Source organism: Mycoplasma sp. 3686h, from assembly GCF_056781225.1.
Genome location: NZ_CM165562.1, coordinates 102,062 through 122,058 on the forward strand (window position 1 = coordinate 102,062; position 19,997 = coordinate 122,058).

A 19,997-nucleotide genomic window follows, 5' to 3' on the forward strand; every position below is an offset into this window, starting at 1 on the left:
AAGAAAGGAGCCGATGAATATGGATAAGACAATTATGAAACAAGAAGCATATATGAAAATTATGAAAAATAAACAAAAAATTGAGCAAAGAATTGAAAAAGTTTTGCAATTAATTCAAAGGTGTAAAGAAAAAATAAATAATGAAAATTTCATACCTTCCATTCAAAAATATTATCAGCAAATTGATAAATATAATGATGAATTAACTACTCTACAAAGTACATTGAAAGAAATTAATGGGATTAAAATCAAATTTTTTAAAGATTTCAATAATATTGACTAGTGCTTTAAGTGCTAGTAGTCTTGTTTCATGTGCTTACATTCCTGATAGAGGTTTATATATTCAAAAACTACAAAATACTCATCCACAAACAGGAAACAATTTCACATTAAATCCAAGTTCCAATTATGAAGATATTACTAAACCATACACTGTTGATAAAAAACTTGAAAGCAAGAGTATTTCAATTTATTATCAATATTTAGAAAATTTATTGCTCAAACCATTTGATCAAGATTTGTTTACAAAAGTCAAACATTCTTTACAAGATAATGAACCAAGAATTATTGAACAATATGAAGGATTTAAACAATCATATACTTCCATTGATGAAAACAATAAACAAGTTGATTTATATGCTCCAACGGTTGATTTTTTAAAAAATCAATCAAGGAGATTTGTATTTAATGGAGATTGAAATCAAATGAGTTTAAGTTTAGATAGCTTGCAAAAACAAGCAAGTGGAAATATTGAACAACTTTTTGCTATTCAACCCGTGATTACTAATGAATTAAATATTAAACAATTACACTTTTATCAATCATTTATTAGTTATATTGAAGATTTACAAAGATTGTTTGATGATGATAATTACACTGTAGAAGAAACTATTTCTAATGCTCAAACCAACGATGAATGAGATGTTTATGAGCAAGATTTCAAAGAGTTTATTGATAAAGGAATTGATTTATTAGACATAAATAATTACTTGTTATTAAGAGCACCAGATTTAATCTTTGGTGGTCAAAAATCTATGAATGAGTTTGAAAGCTTATGGTATGGAATTTTTAACTTGTTCACTAAACAATTAAGCAGACTTTATTTTCTTTTTCATATAGATTATAGTGTTTTGGATGATTGATGAGCTAATAACAAAGACTTTATACACGAACACATTAATAAAGACCTTGAGTATGAACCTGTGAGTGATTTGACAATGAGTCAATGACAAACACAAGCAAACGACCTTTTAAATAAATTCAAACTTAATCACTTAATTAGATTTGCAGATTACAACTAAACAACTCAAACCGTTTGTTAAGTGGTTCGGTGGAAAAAGAAAAGTGATTATCACAAACTATTAAACAATTATTTTTTAGGATTTAAATATGGATTATAAAATAGCAAAAATTGCATGAGCTTGTATTTTTATATTAATCTATTGAATTATTATTTTATTTTATATTAGAAAACTCAAAAAGAACAAAGTTTCTTTTTGGTCAATTAAAATTTGAAAAAAATCTTTAATAAGCTTAATTGGGTTTTTAATCCATGGAGCACTTATTAAAGTAATCTTAAGTTAGGAGAAAAATTATGATACAAACAATTACAAGATTATTTGCAGATGCTGCAGGTGTAGCACAAAAGGACACTGCTACTCAGGTTATTGATAATATAGGACATAGAATTTTTAATATTATAGTTCCAATGCTTGGTTGAGTTGGACTTATTGTTGGATTTTCAGCAATTATTTGAGTAATTATAACTGCAATTAAAGTTAAATATGCCTCAGACGCTAATGTTAGGGCTCAACGAGTTAAACACCTTCAAATTGGAATAATTGCTATTATTATACTTATTATTGTATTTGCAATAGCAGGGTCTTTTTTAGGACAAGCTCTATTCCTTGGGAAATCGGCCGCGGCAGAAATTAGTAAAGTGCAAATATAATAGTTTATGGGTTGATTATTAAATATTTTACTTGCTGCACCATTTTTGCTCTTATGAGAAATTTTGGTCGGTCTTCCTTTAATTATCTTATCTTACATTTCAACAATATTTAACAAAATTGGAATTGAATTAGTGATTAGATTATTATTCGGTGATAGTCTTTTACAAGACGGAAAAATACAAATCCATTATGTTTACATTGCAATGGGAGTATTAGCTGCTTTTGCATTCCTGGCTGTTTTAATAGGTTCATTATTAAAAGCACTGTTTGATAATGAAGATAGTGCAAAAAAACAAAAAACAATTTATAGAAAGATTCTTCCAGCTCTTGGTTCAATTATTTATTATCCATTCGTTACTGTGTTATGACTGTTGCTCTTATTTAATTTGCAAACGATTATGCAAATACTCTTTTTTGGTGAATCTGGATATGACTTTAAACTTGGACATAGTTTATTTATGGCTCTAAAACCGGATGCTTATTCTGAAAAAGAGTGATTAGATATTGCTAATAATTACAATTATTATGTAGGATTTTCATTCCTGTTTAAAGTTTCAAATGCTTTTGTAGTTATGTCATTTTTTGCAGTATTAGCAATATTGGTTCTTTTTCAAATGTTTACATTAGTCTTTTCATTAATTTCACAAACCATGTCTACTTTTGGTCTATTCTTAGTTCATCCTTTAGTGAGTGTTTGACGTTTATATGATGAAGATAAGTTATATAGAAAATGAAAACAAATCTACAATCAAAAATTATCAATTGTTTTTTCATATTCCTTTGCAATGAATATTTTTATTTTATATATCAACTTTGTTTCAAAAATAGAATTAATTCATGACGGTGGATGATTTGGAAATGCAATCGCACAAGTGATTTTAATTGGTGGAGCAGTTGGTGGTACTCAAGTGCTCATTGGAGATATTTCACAATTATTCGGTGATAGACAAAGTGTAAAATCAGGGTTCCAAGTTGCTCGACATGCCACTGCTACTGCTGCAGGAGCTGCAGCTGCTGTTGGGACAGGAATTGGATTTGCAAAAGGTGGAGCACAATCCTTTGCAAAATTATCAAAAGCAACTAAAAATAATCTTATTGGGGAAAACTTAGCAAAAGCAGCATTAAAACACAAATACAAAAGTGGTGATATTTCACGTTCTGATTATGCATTAGGAAAAAGTCAACTTAGACAAGAACAATCACAACGTAGAATAGAAAATAAAGAAAAAATTCAAGCTCTCAAAGCACAAATGAAAGGTGCTTCAAAACAACAAAAACAAGAACTTAAACAAGCAATTAAATATCATAAAGCAGCAAGTGGGTTCTTTGCTAATAGACAAAGAACTGGTCTAGGTGGAGCTATTGAAAATAAAGGGCGTGCATATTTAACAAATGTTCGGAACGCAAAAAGTTCAATTGCTAATTGAGCTGCTGATAAAGGAATAATTAGCAAGCAAAGAGCTGAAAAAATTAACTCTAAAGTGAATCATAAAAATAATTGAGCTCAAGCAAGAGAATGAAGTGCTCATTCAACAATTGAAAAAGCAAATAAAATTAAAAATTCAACTAGTCCAAGAAGTGATATTTATTCTAAAGAATTAGACAGACAAAAAGCTAATGAACAAAAGAAAGGGAAAAAATAGATGAAATTACAAACAGATAAATTAAAAAAATATAAGCAATTAAAACTCTTTAAAAATCTTACTCCTGTTGATTGTTTACTCATCTTTTTGATTGGTTTGCTTACTGCATCAATTGCTTTTATTAGCACAAACATTCTTTTAATTAGATTAGTTATATTTGTCTTTCTTTGTCTTATATCTTCTACTTTATTTATGACTATGAAAAGTCGTGGAGTAAGAACTTATGTATGAGTGTATTGAGTGATTAAGCATATACTTAGAGTGAAAAAATATAAAACATCAGGTGCTTTTAACACAAAGAACCTAAATACTTTACAAAAACTTGAGGGGAAATATTTCAATTTATTATCAAAAGGAAACTTCCTTAAATCTAATTTCACAACATGAGGAATGGTACTTGAAGTTTTTGGAAAAGATATTAGCACTAATAATTATCAAGAACAAGATTTATATTTAGATTCATTAACTGAAACTTTAAATAGCATTGAAACTAAAATCTTTATTGTTAAAATTCCAACCTTTTTAAATACAAAAGATAATTTAGGATTAGAAAAAGTCAAAGATAATCAGGTTTTTGCAAAATTAAAAAAAGATTGAGAAAATGATTTAAACGCAGCTGGTAATTATCAAAAAATAGACAAATACTATATTGTTGTACTTAATAAAGACAAGCAAGAGTTATATAATCAAGTCATGCAAATTCAATCAGGTTTAGCAAAGGCTGAACTTGAAAGCGTGATTTTAGAAAATCGTTCATTATTAAATTTTTTAAATGATTTATATTTATTCGGGAATGATTTAAATGAACAAGCGATTAAAGATATTTTACAAACTGGAGATCTTGCAAAATATTTTACTTATGATAATGTGTATTTTAAAAATAAATACTTTATCACTCAAGGAAGAGATAGTCATGTATATAACTCGGTGCAAACTATTTCAGCATTTCCATTAAAATTAAATCAAAACTGAATCCAAGAAACATTTAACTCTAGTTCAGTAGTAGTATGAAGTTTAAATCCACTTGATAGTGCAAAGAAAGATAAAGTTTTAAACACTGCTGAAATTAACTTAGAAGTGAATTCAGAAAATATTTTCAATAGATCCTTTAGAAGAAAACAAAGAAACAATCAAGAGGCCTTAGAAAATGTTTCAGAAGCTGTTTCGTGAAATACTCAGCAATTATTCGAAAGTTCATTAATGCTTTGAAATCGTGCTTTTGATTTAGAAACATTAAAAGAACAAGAACAAGAAAACATCCTCAATATTAAAAAGTGAAAGGGATTGAATAATAATTTACATTTTCGTCAAATTGAAGCATATTCATCCATTTTGTTTAAACAAACTGATATGCTCAATGAATATACTGAACAATTAAGTGAAAATATTGGTTCCGGTTGAGTATTCCACAATCAATATATTAATGATCAAATCTTTTCTATTATTGGGAATGCACTTTTTAATAAAAATATTCCTGTATTCTTTGATCCATCAATTAAAAACGCTAAGCGTGTAAATCAAAATATGTTTGTACTTGGGACTAGCGGAAGTGGAAAGAGTACATTTTGTAAAAAGCTCCTTGTTCCACGGGTTGCAATGAATGATAAAGTGATTATTTTAGATCCACAAGGGGAGTATAAATCTAGCATGAGTGCTCTTGGTGGAAGAGTGATTAAAATGGGTGTTGCAGAAGATTTACGTTTTAATCCACTACAAATTATTAAGCTATTTAATCCACGTCAAGAAGACTCAAAGAAAGAACAAAAGATAACAAATTCAAACGAACAAATCTTAACACTGAATGAAGATTTTATTCGTGAATGATTTATGTTATTATATCCAGAGTTTACAGCTACACATATTAAAATCATTGTTATTGCTCTAAAGAAAGTTTGAGCAAGATTTGGATTTTTAAAAGCTCAAGACGATATCACTAAACGTGATAACAACGCTTATCCATTAGTTAGTGATTTAATTGAAGAGCTTAGAAAGATTAGAAAAGAAGATTTATTTTTTGATAATGCTATTGAAATTTTAACAGCATTAGAATTGGATTTTTTAGATAATGGGCGCTTTCATAAGCTATACAATCAATACACCAATATTGACTTAAGTGATAATTTAATTGTTTTTGATACATCTTCGTTAATGCATCAGAAAAAAGAAGTTAAGAATAGTTCGTTTTACTTAATCATCTCATTTATAAAAGGTATAATTTCAGATACATATAAAAAAGATTATCGGGTTTGATTAATGATTGATGAAGCACATAAATTTATTGACGCTAATTCACTTTCAACATTAGATTTTATTTATCAAACCGTGAAAGAAGGTCGTAAATATAACTGTGGAACAATTATAACAACTCAAAATCCTCAAGACTTTACAAAAACAGATGACATTAAACAAAAAGGTCAAGCAATTTTAGAGAATTGTCAATATGCCGTATTTTTAAAACTCACTCCTGGTTCAACGAGTGCAGTTGATACACTCTTTGAAGCTGCAGGTGGATTATCAGAAACAGAAAAACACTTTTTAATTCATGCAAAAGTAGGAGAGGGAATTCTTGCTTTAAATTCAAAAACTAGAATTGCAATTGATACTTATTATAACGACACAGAAAAAGAACTATTTTTTGAAAGTGGGGATTTAAGAAAATATGAATAAACTTAATCAAGCACAAGAACAGAAAAAACAAGTTCAAAAAAAGATAGACAACATTATTCAACAAACTAATTCAAGAACTTATTTTCAACATCGTTTTAGTGGTCGCATGCGAAACCAAGAAGAAGCAGTTAAATTTGAAAAATGAAAAAAGAAAATTGAAAAGAGTGGAATTTCACTTAATAGTGCTATATGCAATGCATTAATAGAATATATAGATAATGAAGAATTTAATGAAGTTATCGATGTAGTTAAAGAGCGTTTGCACTACTATTTTAGAAAAGCAATTTTCACTTCCACTAAACCAATTCATAATAGATTAAAACATCATTTTAAATATTTAAATTTAAGATTAGATATCTTAGATTATAAACTCAATGCAATTTTAAATATTGCACTTAATCAAGTAAATGCTCAATTAGCTAATCGTGAAGACATTAACAGTAAATTATATGAAGAAAGCATTGCATTTATTAAAATGAAGAAAATGATTTCTACTTATATGGATGAAGAAGAAGCTATAGATCGCAAAGAAGAAGAGCAAATGAGCTCTAATTTAAATAGAACATATAAGGATTTACTTGATAAACATGAAAATAATTTAGATGTGAAAGGAATGTATAAAAATGAGAAAAACAAAACGGTTAATTCTTAGTTCTTTAGTAGTTGCTCCAACTACTATTTTTTCTATTCTTGGGGTTTCAGCAATATCTAATGATAGTGATTATACAAATATTCCTCAAACTTCTTTTGATGAAATTATCGATAGACAAAATACTCCAATTGTAAAAAGAGAAACAATAAATGCAACTATAAATATTGTTGAACAAAGCAATCGAAAAGAAGGTATAGAATTAGAAACCTCACAAAATGCTTTTATTGCAAATCAAATTACTTTTAATCATAATAAAAGCCCGTGAAATTATGAATTTTTAAATAGAGGAGAAATAAAAGCCACTAACAGACCTGGTGGAGGTTGAATATCAAGTGCTTTGGGTTGATTGGCAATAGGTAGTACTTTTACTGATTATGAAAATCATAATTCACACATATTAAACAATAATATTAATTTGAATATGGATGCAAATGAATTTATTGAGAAATTTGATGATATGGATATAAATTTTTCTATAGGTAAAGAAGATTATAAAGGTAAACGTTCTTGAATTTATAATGAAAATATTTTTAATAAAATTAATTCATCTTTTTTTTCTAAAATAACAGAAAAAATAAATATACTAAATTCTTTTGCAAAAACGAGTCAAAAATTAGATCAGAAAATTTTAGTTGAATCTATGAAATTAAGTTTTGATATTGATACAGAACATTCAATAGATAATAATCCTTTAAATTTAAAATGAGGTGGTATCAGACTCAAAAATATTAAAGCAAACGTAGAATTGAATTTAAAAATTATAAAAACATATAAAAACAATCAAAATTATTTAAATTTATTAAAAATTAAAAATGAGTTTGATAGTTCTAATTTTAAAAAGACCAATCAAATTTCAGTTTCAACTGATATCGGTGGTAATTATGGAGTGACAGATACAAAAATTGCTTCAGATGATAAAAGTAATCGAGAATATTTGGAGGAAGAATTAGATAAAATTTCTTTTTACAAAAAATATAAGAATAGTTCAGAATATCTTGTTGGATATGAACCAATTAATAGTGATACACTAAGATTTTATTTATACTTTGAAAACAATCAAACAGGTAATATTGAAAAAGTTATATTGAAAGAATTAAAAATTAATTGAAAAAACACGAATAAATTTGAAAACAAAAACTTACAAAATCGTTTACAAATTATTCCTAGTAAATTTTTAGATATCACTCAACCTGTAAGTTATGATTTAGTCGAAGATGAACCTGAGCGTATTGAAAACGACCAACAATTAAGTGATACATATGGTGGAACTTGAATTTATCATGCTCCTGCCAAAATAGCTTTCAATACAACTTTAAGAGAAGATGAAACATTAATTATTAATGGAAATAAAATTGATGTTTTAGATCAAAAATTTCGCTATGATTTAAAAGACTTGCGTAGCGAAAAAAAAGAAAAGCAAGCTGAAAAAAATAAACCGAATCAATATACCATTGAGCTTGTTAAATATGATAAATCAAGCATCAATGGTAATAATCAACATGAATTAAAAAGATATAAAATCGTTTTAATTATTAATTCAGTTGGTGCAGATATTAATGGAAAATGATATGCCTGAAATCCTGAAATTAATCCACAACAGCGAGAATTAATTGAACCATATTTAAAAAATGAACATGGCGATTTTATTTTAGATTCGCATGAAAATAAAATAAAAAATCCTAAATATGATCCATTAATTAATCCTAAAACAGGAACTAAAGAAGAAGTTTTGTGAGTAGATTATACAGGATATAACAACCTTCCACAAAATACTCGATTTTTGCAAGACCCATTAAATTTTAATGGTAAAGTAAGAACTAAGAACGAAAGAAATATGTTTGGATTTATTGCTTCAGGTGCTGTTGTTGGTAAAGGGGTTAATGTTTCTTCAAATACTAAAATTGATTTAGCTCAACGTTTTAAAATAAATACATCTAATAATAAATTTACAACTAATCAACAAGCAAAGGTTAATATAATCAATAATGAAAATGATTATTTTTCAACATCGGGATTGTGATTATATACTTTAAGAGATAAAGGAAATACAGATTCGTATAAACTGTTTTATATCGGAAACACAAATCCTCAATCTAATTTTAGTGATGTATATAAAAATGAACATGTTAAACCTTTTTGAACAACTTATCATGGTAAAAACTTGCAAAATTATTTAATTAAAAATAAATTAGTTGCGGAAGATAATATTAAATCACTTAAATATGAACAAGTGATTAATTATTGAAAACAATATGTTTCAAACATGGACGAAATTATTTTTGGAAGAAAAAATAAAAAAAATGAATTAGAAAAAAGTTGAGATAATTCAAACGAAAATATCAATAAAATGAATTTGAATTATCTCTTAGATAATGAAAAACTAAAAGATTTGGCTTCAAACACACTTTCAGAGGATTTTGATAAACTAAATAAAAAAACATTAAAAGATTTATTAATTCAACATAATAAAGATAATTTAGATTTAGAATTGGTAAAAAACAATAACGAAATTAATGTTGTCATTAAACCTAAAAATCCCGCTGCATATGAAGGGTTGCATTTTCATAATATAACTACCACTATTCCTGTTAAATGAAAAGAAGATGTTGAGTTTGAAGCTAAAACTCAAAAAACTAAAATCACTCCGTCTATTTCAACTGATTATCTAAATTCTTTATTTGAAAATGCAACATCATATCAATATGTTTTAGATAATATTGATGATGATTTATTACTTGATTTTGATAACAAAGATAAAGTGAATTACACAATTGAAAAAACTTTTGATAATAAATTTAGATTTATTTTTAATGTAAAAGAAGACTATTACAAAGACTATTATATTCCACGTGATGAAATGGTGTTGTACTATGAACATGAAAAAATAGATCCTAATTACAAGAGCAATTTAATTAATGTTTTTGATAATTTCAATTTAAAACAAATTAATTTAAATGGAATAACAGATTTACAAAAAGCTAAAGATTTTATTAAACAAAATATTGAAAAGACAATGGATAAAGCTTTTGTTTTAAATAGAGATTATGTAATCACTAACTTAGATGCTGTTGCTCGACAAGCAATTAGCAATGTATCAACCTTTGATAATCCTGTATATTTTAATTTAAATTTAACTGCTAATACTGATAAATTAAATCAATTAATTGGATTTAAAACTATTAAAGTTTACAATAGCGTACTTAATAATCATATACCACGCGAAAGCAATTTGGTTAACTATAACATTAGCAATAAAAGCTTTAGAAACATAAATACTTTTGAAGATATGTATAACAATTTAGTCCAAGAAATTGATAAAGATTTAGCAATTTATGGAATTAATTTTAAAGATTATTTAACTTTTGAAAATGAACAAGAGCTTTATAAACTAATTGTTCCTAAGAAAATTAATAAGATTAATCTTAAACTTATTCCTGTTAATAATCTTTTAAATGGTGATAAAACTATTGAAATTACAAATGATAATACTGGAGTTTCTTCATCCCCTGATGTTGATGAAAACGGGAAGATTATTGAAAAGAAAATTGATTATTCTAAGCTTGCGCAAGAAAAAGAGCAAGCTGATGAAACATATATCAATAGTAGAAACTTTGAAAGTGAAAAGCAAGAATTTAAAGATAATCAAATCAAAAATGAATGAGAGATTGGTTTTAAACCTCCTGTACTCCCTGAAGGATTTAAACTCCCTGATTTTAATGCAATTAATCCAGGTATATCAAACATAAACAATAATGCAAATATTAATCCTGCCGAGCAAGAACAATCATATTTTAAAAAGAATTGAACTTGAATACTTCCAACTATTATATTATCAAGTGCTGGATTGTTCCTTCTTGGATGAGCAATTTACACAAGGTATTTCAACCGTGGTATTAAATAATATTTAGACAAAATATCATCAATCGATGATATTTTTTTGTTCCTTTTCAATTTTAATTATTTTCAATAATGAACTCCCTGTTTGTTTATCTAGTGATAAATTTATAATATTTATATGAACACAGGATTAAATCATCAAATGGCTAAAGAGTTAATTGAAAATCATTTCTTTCAATTAGAAAAAGAGTTTGCTCGTTCACAAGAACGCAAAGATAAAGGATGAAATATTTATCGTGTGAGACCTAGAATTATCAAAAGCATTTATGGACAATTAACATTAAAACGTTATTTATTCATTGATAAACAAAGGAATTTTCATCATTTTGATAATCCTTTTTATCAAATAACAAAACACAAAAATATTGATAATGAATTAAAAAATAAAGTTTTTTCAATGAAAATGCAAGGGAATTCTAATCATCAAATTTTAAAGGATTTATCATACAAAACCATATCAAAAGCAAGCATTGCAAACATAATTAAAGAACAAAAACTTAATGATAAAATCAATTTTGAACGTGTTCAAAACACAACAAAAACGCTATATATTGAAGCAGATGATACATATGTTAATCTAAAACTTGATAAACATAATACACAAAAAACAAGAGCAAGAATGATTGTTTTACATCAAGGATTGGATGAAAATAAACGCATTCTTAATAAAACGACATTAATAGAATTAGCTAAAACCAATTCAAAAAGCAAGACAATCAGTAAGCAATTTATTGATAATATTAAAGCTAAAATTGAACAATTTTATGGTTCGGATTATGAACAAATTGTTGTTTATGGAGACGGCGCTCACTTTATCAAAAGCTTAGCAAAAGCACTTAATGCTAAATACATTTTAGATAAATTTCACTTGCTGAGAAAGCTATTTATACTATGTGGTTTTAATAAATATAACACAGAAAACAAGCGTTTGTTTATTGATTATTTAGCACAAAACAACACTACTTTGTTTGCTAAAATTAGAGATTTATTGCTTAATAATCAAGCACAAGAAGCGTTATTTTTACTTGAAAATGAATTTGAAAATAGATGAAATTCACTTTCAAAACTAAAGCAAAATCAATATATGGACTTTATCAAATACATTAAAAATAATCGTCAATTTATCATTCATTACAATCGTGATTACAATATTGGTTCACACACTGAGTCATTAATTTGTCATCAAATTAAGAAAAATGGAACAAAAAAATTCACTACATATGGCATTGAGACATTTAAAAAAATACTCATTTTTAATCTAAATGAACGTGAAAATTTACTCTTTATTTAATTTTAAAAACGTCCATTTTTGATCACTTGAAAATACTCAAAAATGCTAATTTTCTTCAAAATTAAAAAATTGTCATTTTATTGTTGGTTTTTTCTAAAGTGCAAAAGTGGCAGATTTTTGCATAAAGAAATTCAGGGTTTTAATATACTATGTATATTACTTGTTTGGAATATTACATTTTGCATAAAGATTTTATGCACACTGAAATTTTTGCATAACAAGTGGAGCAAAATTATGCAAAATTCTATTACATAGTAATAGCACGAATAAGAGATGCCTGCGTTAAGCAGATTTGCATCACCTTATCGTGCTTTAAAGCATGCATGTGTACACGTGCGCGCGTTGCACTCAAATTTTGCACTTTGCATAACGTGTTTTTGGACATGTATTTTTTACATGAAAAACCCTGAATTTTTTTCTTAGCATATTGATGATTTGATATAATTTTTATGCTTAAGAGATGTATATGCTCTTTACTGACAAATTTTGGATTTCACTCCCTTTTGTTATGATTGTTAATTTTTATTAAAGTTCATATAGCTTTTTTAAAATTTAAATCTAAATATCAGGTCTTTGGATTAAATTTTATCTTTTGAATAGATAAATGCGTTAAGTGTACATACAATTTTAATGAAGAAGTTTTTTTATAATTAAAAAGCAAGGTTTTTGTAATAAAAAATACTACAAAAAATATGAACAAATAAATATTACCGCTAAAAAACATTCTAAACTATATTATAAACCTGGACAAACAAATTGGTAGCATGTCCAGGTTTATCTTTAGATATTTTTTGTTTTTTTATTAAGCAAAAGGTTTTAACTATACATTTTGACTTTAGTTATTGATTCTTGATTCTTCTAATGTTTTTAATGAAAGCGTAGTTGCTTTTATGGTTTTATAATATAAAAAAAGTGATAAACCAGGAATAAAATATGCTTTATCAGCAATTTTTGATAATATATCATATTCTTGTTCTTCTTGATTATTTGCTAAAAGCATATAATCAGCCTTAATATCTTTAATTGTTGATGCTAATTTTACATAAAAAAATTGTGATGTTATTCCAACAGGTAATGAAATTCCAATTGAGATATAAAGTAATTTGAAATCAAATAATTCATATCAGTCTTCGACTGCTGAACGAATAAGAATAACAAGGCAAACAAACATGAAAACAAGACACGCAAAGACAAGAAAAGCAATAAAGAAAAGTATTTTAGATAATCGGTTTGCTTTTTGAAGTTTTTGAGAAATTTCCATTTTATCCTTTGATAATAGTATTGTTGAAACTAATTATACACAATTATTAAGCACAAAAGTTATTTAGTTTTGATTTTGATAATACTTTTCTAGCTCAAGAAAATATTGGATATTTGCTTGATAATTTGGATTGTAAAATTTTTCATTTTCTTGTTCAGAATAAACAACCATTAAGTAATGAATATATCTAGCGTGTTCCTTGTCCCCATGTAAAATGTGGACAATAATATCACGGTTTAGTGAAAAAGATTTCATTTGCTTATTAAAAAAATATTTTCTATCATAGCGTAATTTTCAAGCTACATCATAATCATATTCAATATTATCTAATACAGAACCACCTACAACAAGATTTTGAATGGAACCATCATGATTAATAATATTCATTTTATTTGAGATATTAATTCGAAATAATGACACCCTAGAATTGCTATTTATATTTTTAGTTAATTTAATTATTTTATTAATTCTCCCACTTCAGTAAAGATAAAAAGAAAAACAAAACAATACTCAAAAAATCCACAAACCAGAAAGAATTAAATGAAAAAGAATCGGTGTACTTACTTTAAATCAGACAAGATACAAAATATTTGTGATAAAAAAGTAAAAAAATCATTTTAAAATTCAATAAAAAACTTCTTTTATAGTATCTTTTAGTGTTAAAACAAGCGAATTAACACCCCTAACGAAAAAATGGTGAGGATTAATTTTATTTTTTAAAACATAATTAATTTTGCGAATTACTATACTTAACCAAATATTTTTTACTTTATAAAGTATAAATTTTTTAATCTTATAAACAAAAATATATAAAAAAACTAAGTCAATTAATCATAACATTGATTGAAAATAAAAATTATTCAAAATCATTACATTTCCTCATATTTTTTAATAAGATTCTCGTTTTCAAAAACAAAATATGGAGCATTAAAATTATCTATGTCAAATATATAAATATATATTAATGTTTTAGCTTGATTACCTAAAAAATGCATGATGTAACTTTTTCACAAAACAAAGGTTACTGTATTTTTAAAAACCATTCCTTTTATTTTAAACAAAAAATTTTCTTCGTTTTCGCTTTTATATTTTATTGATTTTATTTTGAGTAGACTTATTTCTTGAAAATTAAAAACTTTTGTTTCTTTAATTATTGATTCAAACTTAGAAATTTTATATATATAAAATATTCCGGCACCATAATAACCAACTAATAAAATGTTTGTTACTCAAAACGCATATTCTTCTGGAAAGTTAGATTTATTAAAATTTCAAAACCAAATAAAGTAAATGAAAACAAAATTAAAAATAAATTCAAAAATTAAACCAAGAAAAATCACCTTTTTGTTGTGTCGATTAACTTTTAATAATGTTCATATAGCTTGCTTAAATTTTCCATCTAAATATCAGGTATTTTGATTAAAACTTATTTTTTGATAAGCTAGTATCGATAAATAAACAATAAACTTTAATGAAGGAAATTTTTTAAAAGCAAAAATACCGATTCTTATAACAAATAAAATAGAAAATATTATAAATAAAGTAGTATTCCCTGTGAAGAGCATTCTATCCTAGATTATCCTCTTTAGTATTATTTCTAATTTTTCTAATATAAGTACCTTTTTTAGGGTCGTGAACTCTTTGAAGCTCTCAAGCTCTCAATTCTCAGTCGTTATATTGTAACATTTCAGAAATGGTTTTTTCTTCTTGTGTTTGAAGGTTTCTAAAAACTAAGTTTCTCCCACCTGAACCACCATTTCAGTAATAATCGGTTTGTTCTGTTTCATGAATTACAACTCAGTTATATTTTTTAAGTTCTTCGAATCTTGATAATGATTTATCTAAATCTTTACTCACTTCTAACTCTTTTTGATTGATGTAATTTATTTTTTCGTTTGTTTCTGCCAAATCCTTAGCACTTCAAATGGTTTGGACGGCATCAACCCCAATAGAAAAAAATTTAAAAGCAGATGATTTAACTATATCATAAAAGGTTTTTATTACTTTATTTTTTGTTAATAAATTAAATCTCTTTACAATCCTTTCGAAAATTGTTGAATGAAATGAAGTTGTAGATCAGCTTTTTGTAAATTCACCTTCAAATCGGTCAATAATACCTGGTTCATCAGACACGAATTCAGAATACATTTTGATTTTTTCTTCTGATAATCTAATGTTATCATCAACGCTAGAAATTAGTGTGCTAATAGATACCGAAGTCAGTGCTAGAGTAGCTGTTGCTCACCACAATCCCGGTATAATAAAGGAAAAAAATCCAACAAAAACTGAAGTTACACCGGTAGCAATGGAAGCAGCAAGTAGGGCTTTCTTTTTATTAACTAAATGTTTTAAATTATTTTTGATTTCATTCCTTACTTCTATTAAATTTTTTATTGTTTTCTTTAAATTTTCAAATTCAAGTGAAGCCTTTTTTGAATTTATTTCTCCATCTACAATATTTAATTTATAATTTTTCTCCCTATCTAAAGCTTCTCTTTTGAGTTTTTCTTTGAATTCCTTTTTTGTTATTTGAATTGATTTAAGTGTTTTCTTAGTATCAATAGAAAATCTTTTAATTTGTGTCTTTAATTGTTTTGCTAGATTATCTGAAATTTCAACATTTATATATTTGTTATATTCTTGTTGTGAGATTTTTCCATCTTTTAACAATTTATCTAAAAAAGTTTTCGAAATTCTTTTTATTTCCTCTTTTGTTATATTATTGCTAAGTTTAGTCCCTGATACATTTTTATCTAGCATTAAATCTGTAATTTTTGTAATAGTTTTATTATTCTGATTTTGCAACTCTTGCTTAAATTCATCCATGAATTTTTCGTTAAGTATTATCTTATTTTGTTTTGCTGTATTAGTAGTTTGTGAACTAATATTATTTGCAACAACCGAAGAAAGTTGAGCAACATTAGAGATTGGTTCTCCAATCTTAAAATAAATTTTTTTCATTTTTATTTCCTAAATTATTGAATATTAATATTTAAATTATATTTAATTTCTAATGAATAAAAATATTTAATATAAAAATATACCCCTTTTTAAGTTAGATTTAGTGTCTAACCTTTGGAGTTAATATCATTTTAAGTTATATTTTTTTGTTTAAGTTTTAGGGTACATATCAAAGGGTGCTTTTGGTTTTAATGTATTTCTTCATTTCCTGATTTTATTATTGCATTAGCCTTGTTATTTAAGTAATTTAATGTTTTTGTTATTTTAAAAAGCATAAATATTCATCAAGGTAGAGCTAAAAATAAAATAAAAGTAAATGTTATAGTTCAACGGAAGTAAAAATTATAGTTTTGATATAATTTTTCTTCTTTTATTGATCGAAAAAAGTTTTTTATTTTCTTTGTTATTTTAATAAAAAAAACAACACAAGCAACCCAAATTATAAATAAGATTAATTGATGAATTTGTTCCCAATTCCACCTAAAAGATGACAAAACAAATAGATACAAATATATATTTATAAAAAACCAAATATATAAAATACTATTAATGCAAGCTAATAATCTTGCTCCTAATAGCAATTGCATTACCTCTTCCACTTTTTTTAAATTCATTTTAATCTCCTTGATTAATTAAAATAATTTGGATATATAAAAATAATTCCTAAACCTGGACAATTTTTGAAATCTTTTAAATATTTATATCCCATTCTTTTCAATTTTGCTAACATCAACTTTTATTATTGTTCTCTTCAAAAATTTCTTTGTAAATTTCAAGAATTTTAATTATCTGATCCATAGGGACTTTGGTACAGTCAATTTTTTGTTTTCTTTTCGGTCTCCCGCTACCCTTACCTTTTTTGAGTGATTTACCAGTTTTAATATAAATCACATCATTATTTTTTAAAAAATTATTGTATTTAGGATTGAAATATCTTCTTATTTCATCAACTTGAAAGTTCTTATTAAATTCCTTTATAGATATAAACTTAAATTCACTGCATTATATTTCGTTTTCTTGATATTTTTTATAATATTCAAATCATTTTAATCATTGTTCAGGTTTTAATTGACTCATAATTGCCTTTATTTTAATTATAAATTAAAAAAACACGCTCAAATTTGCGTGTCTAGGTTTATTTCCAAGGATTAGTTATTTGCTTTATTATTAGCATTTAATAATTGTTTAGCAATATTTCCAAATAATTGAACTGAAACTTTAGTGTTTGGATACATTTGATGAAAACTTTTGTAATATTCTTCAATTTTTGTTTGTAATTCTAAAAAGTTTTCAGCATTAGCATCTAAGAACATTTCAGGTTTTAATTGGTCAAAAAATTTAGTGACCTCATTTAATTGTGCTTGAAAATCTGTTGGACTGTATTTATTAATTTCTTTTCAAAGCTCTACTAAATTCAATTGAGAGACATAATTAATAAATTCGTCATTAGTAGGAATTGAGAAACGAATTAGTTCGTGTAATTTATCTTCAATCCCTAATTCTGACCCACTATCAGATTTTAAATGATATGCTTTCAAGAAAACGTTTTCAAAAAATTTAAAATCCACATTATTTTGCATTTGAATTTGTTCTTCATCGTCAAGCGTTTTATTAAGCTTTTCGATAACTTCATTTAAATTAAGAGTACTTTTATTTTCGTTAAAGATTTTTTCTAATATTTTTGTAAAACTCTCTGTATTTGAATCAAGATTTTGTTTTGAAGCTAATTCTGTTAATGCACTTACATTTGTTATTTTAAAAGTCGTCATTAAAAAGTCGTCTAGAAGTTTAACAATTTTCTCTTTTAAGTTAGTGTTTTGATTTAAAATCAATTGAATATTTTCTTGTTTGTGCTCTTGATAGTATTTTTGATTTTCTTGTGCAGGTGTTAAAGGTGTTTGAGTGTTATTTCCAGGGTTTTCTTCAGTTTTAGGTGGTTGTTTTATAGAACTATTATTTTCAGGATTTACAACATCATTGTTATTCATTGGCGGTTTTGTTTCGGCTGAAGGATCTTGATTATTAATTGGGTCTTTTACACCTGTTCCAGGGTTTGGTTGTGAGTTCGGAGCAGGTTTTTGTTCTGTGCTAGGAGGTGTTGTTTGTTGTGTTGTTGAACAAGAGATTAAAGCAATCGGAGCAAGCGATAATAAGCTTGTTAAGTAAAATTTATTTAATTTCATATAATTTCCTTCTTTCTTATACTTAAATTATATTACAGATTAGGTATATAAAGTTTATCAGAATAAATTAAAAAACAAAATCTATTTAATTTTTTTATGGGGACTCCAATACTATTATAATTTGTGGATAAAAATTAAAAAATCGTCCGAAAGGACGAGATTGGTTTATCTGATTTTTATCTTTTAATTTCTTTAAGACGAGCACTTTTTCCAGTGCGGTTTCTCATAAAGTAAAGTCTGTGTCTTCTTACTTTATTTGAACGAACTACTTCAATACTTGCAATTAAAGGTGAGTTAAGAGGAAATGTTCTTTCCACTCCAACTCCGTATGAAATTTTTCTAACTGTAAATGTTTCACGAGTTCCTGATTCTTTTTTAGAGATAACTAAACCTTCAAAAATCTGAATACGTTCTTTTTCACCTTCTCGAATCCGAACGTGAACTTTAACATTATCCCCAGTTTGAAAGTCAACTAAATCTGTACGTAATTGTTTTTCTTCAACAAGCTCTATTAATTTATTTCTCATGTTTAATCCTTTCGATAATATCAGGTCGATTTTTGAGCGTTTTTTCTCATTGAGCCTGATCTTTTCATTTTTGTATCTCGCTATGATTTCCGTTAAAAAGTACTTGAGGAACTTTCATTCCTTTATACTCTCTTGGGCGAGTATATTGTGGATAATCCAATAAACCTATTCCTTGAAATGAATCGTTTTGGTGCGACTGTTCATTAATCACGCCATCAACTAGTCGAGTGATTGAATCGGCCATAACCATGGCTGGGAGCTCTCCGCCAGTGAGGACATAATCTCCAATTGATAGTTCAATATCAACTAGTTCTACAACTCTTTCGTCAAACCCTTCATATCTTCCGCAAATAAATGTAATTTGTTCATGACGTGAAAGTTCTTGAGCAATTTGTTGATTAAAAACTTTACCTTGAGGCGAAACTAAAATTTTATATCCGCCCTGATTTTGTAGCGATTCAAGAGCCAGGTCAATTGGTTCAATTTGCAAGAGCAACCCATGACCACCGCCATAAATTTCATCATCAACCTTATGGTGTTTGTTTTTGCTAAACGCTCTAAAATCAATAACATTAATCTCAATTAAATTTTTAGCAATTGCTTTATTAATGATACTTTCAGAAATAAAAGGGTCAAAATACTTTGGGAATAGAGTTAAAAAATTAATTTTCATTGCTTATTTTTTAAGTTCAGCTGTTAGCTTGTTAGCTCTAAAAAGATTTGAAACAGTTTCAGTAGTTTTGGCACCTTTAGCAAGTCATGCTGCAGTTGCTTCTTTATTTAATACAAGTTCTTTGGTAGAAGGATTGTAGTGACCTAAAGCTTCGATAAATCTCCCATCACGTGGAGCACGTGCATCAGCAGCAACAATTTTGTAGACAGGTCTAAATTTGCTTCCCATGCGTCTAAGTCTAATTTTTACCATAGATTACCTCCTTTACTGTCAAGCAAAAGTGCTTGACA

General features: G+C 26.4%; 17 protein-coding genes. 8 read left to right on the forward strand and 9 right to left on the reverse strand.

The genetic code is table 4. The features are described 5' to 3' along the window. Window positions 1-19 precede the first annotated feature (19 nt). The 8 genes from AC1RP9_RS00485 (at window position 20) to AC1RP9_RS00520 (ending at window position 12,102) form a co-directional block, all read left to right on the forward strand. On the forward strand, window positions 20-283 hold the full coding sequence (locus AC1RP9_RS00485; protein WP_257077230.1) for a hypothetical protein: 264 nt from the start codon (window positions 20-22) through the stop codon (window positions 281-283). After that, window positions 237-1,301, forward strand: coding sequence for a hypothetical protein (locus AC1RP9_RS00490; RefSeq protein ID WP_257077232.1), 1,065 nt, complete (start codon window positions 237-239; stop codon window positions 1,299-1,301). Before AC1RP9_RS00485 ends, AC1RP9_RS00490 begins: the two co-directional genes overlap by 47 nt. 293 nt (window positions 1,302-1,594) lie before the next feature. Then, window positions 1,595-1,951, forward strand: a complete 357-nt coding sequence (locus AC1RP9_RS00495) for an Mbov_0395 family pilin-like conjugal transfer protein (RefSeq protein WP_257077233.1) — start codon at window positions 1,595-1,597, stop codon at window positions 1,949-1,951. 6 nt (window positions 1,952-1,957) lie between these two features. After that, window positions 1,958-3,595: an Mbov_0396 family ICE element transmembrane protein gene (locus AC1RP9_RS00500; RefSeq protein WP_257077236.1), complete on the forward strand. Its 1,638-nt coding sequence runs from the start codon at window positions 1,958-1,960 to the stop codon at window positions 3,593-3,595. Further along, complete coding sequence (locus tag AC1RP9_RS00505) at window positions 3,596-6,262, forward strand: Mbov_0397 family ICE element conjugal transfer ATPase (protein WP_481822453.1); 2,667 nt, start codon at window positions 3,596-3,598, stop codon at window positions 6,260-6,262. After that, window positions 6,255-6,914 carry an Mbov_0398 family ICE element protein gene (locus AC1RP9_RS00510; protein WP_481822454.1) on the forward strand — a complete coding sequence of 220 codons (660 nt, stop codon included), beginning with the start codon at window positions 6,255-6,257 and terminating at the stop codon, window positions 6,912-6,914. The genes AC1RP9_RS00505 and AC1RP9_RS00510 overlap by 8 nt, the downstream gene beginning before the upstream one ends. Further along, on the forward strand, window positions 6,886-10,815 hold the full coding sequence (locus tag AC1RP9_RS00515) for an Mbov_0399 family ICE element protein (protein WP_481822455.1): 3,930 nt from the start codon (window positions 6,886-6,888) through the stop codon (window positions 10,813-10,815). Before AC1RP9_RS00510 ends, AC1RP9_RS00515 begins: the two co-directional genes overlap by 29 nt. A 138-nt stretch (window positions 10,816-10,953) precedes the next feature. After that, on the forward strand, window positions 10,954-12,102 hold the full coding sequence (locus tag AC1RP9_RS00520) for an Mbov_0401 family ICE element transposase-like protein (RefSeq protein WP_481822456.1): 1,149 nt from the start codon (window positions 10,954-10,956) through the stop codon (window positions 12,100-12,102). 835 nt (window positions 12,103-12,937) lie between these two features. On the opposite strand, the gene AC1RP9_RS00525 is transcribed toward AC1RP9_RS00520, so the two are convergent. The 9 genes from AC1RP9_RS00525 to rpsP all read right to left on the reverse strand — a co-directional run bounded on the left by AC1RP9_RS00525 (window position 12,938) and on the right by rpsP (window position 19,959). Next, window positions 12,938-13,363 carry a hypothetical protein gene (locus AC1RP9_RS00525; protein WP_481822457.1) on the reverse strand — a complete coding sequence of 142 codons (426 nt, stop codon included), beginning with the start codon at window positions 13,361-13,363 and terminating at the stop codon, window positions 12,938-12,940. 63 nt (window positions 13,364-13,426) lie between these two features. Further along, window positions 13,427-13,750 (reverse strand): hypothetical protein, encoded by a 324-nt coding sequence (locus AC1RP9_RS00530; RefSeq protein WP_481822458.1) that lies wholly within the window; start codon window positions 13,748-13,750, stop codon window positions 13,427-13,429. A gap of 482 nt (window positions 13,751-14,232) precedes the next feature. Beyond that, entirely contained in the window at window positions 14,233-14,928 is a 696-nt protein-coding gene (locus AC1RP9_RS00535; RefSeq protein WP_481822459.1) for a hypothetical protein, read from the reverse strand. A 1-nt stretch (window position 14,929) separates the two neighbouring features. Continuing rightward, entirely contained in the window at window positions 14,930-16,324 is a 1,395-nt protein-coding gene (locus AC1RP9_RS00540) for a hypothetical protein (protein WP_481822460.1), read from the reverse strand. 188 nt (window positions 16,325-16,512) lie between these two features. Beyond that, window positions 16,513-16,938 (reverse strand): hypothetical protein, encoded by a 426-nt coding sequence (locus tag AC1RP9_RS00545; RefSeq protein WP_481822461.1) that lies wholly within the window; start codon window positions 16,936-16,938, stop codon window positions 16,513-16,515. A 534-nt stretch (window positions 16,939-17,472) separates the two neighbouring features. Continuing rightward, a complete protein-coding gene (locus AC1RP9_RS00550) occupies window positions 17,473-18,507 on the reverse strand; it encodes a hypothetical protein (protein WP_481822462.1) in 1,035 nt (344 codons plus the stop codon). A gap of 176 nt (window positions 18,508-18,683) precedes the next feature. Beyond that, window positions 18,684-19,034 carry a 50S ribosomal protein L19 gene (gene rplS / locus AC1RP9_RS00555; RefSeq protein WP_257043668.1) on the reverse strand — a complete coding sequence of 117 codons (351 nt, stop codon included), beginning with the start codon at window positions 19,032-19,034 and terminating at the stop codon, window positions 18,684-18,686. Further along, window positions 19,024-19,707, reverse strand: coding sequence for a tRNA (guanosine(37)-N1)-methyltransferase TrmD (gene trmD, locus AC1RP9_RS00560; RefSeq protein ID WP_481822463.1), 684 nt, complete (start codon window positions 19,705-19,707; stop codon window positions 19,024-19,026). Before trmD ends, rplS begins: the two co-directional genes overlap by 11 nt. Before the next feature lie 3 nt (window positions 19,708-19,710). Further along, entirely contained in the window at window positions 19,711-19,959 is a 249-nt protein-coding gene (gene rpsP / locus AC1RP9_RS00565) for a 30S ribosomal protein S16 (RefSeq protein ID WP_257043670.1), read from the reverse strand. Between the last annotated feature and the right edge of the window lie 38 nt (window positions 19,960-19,997).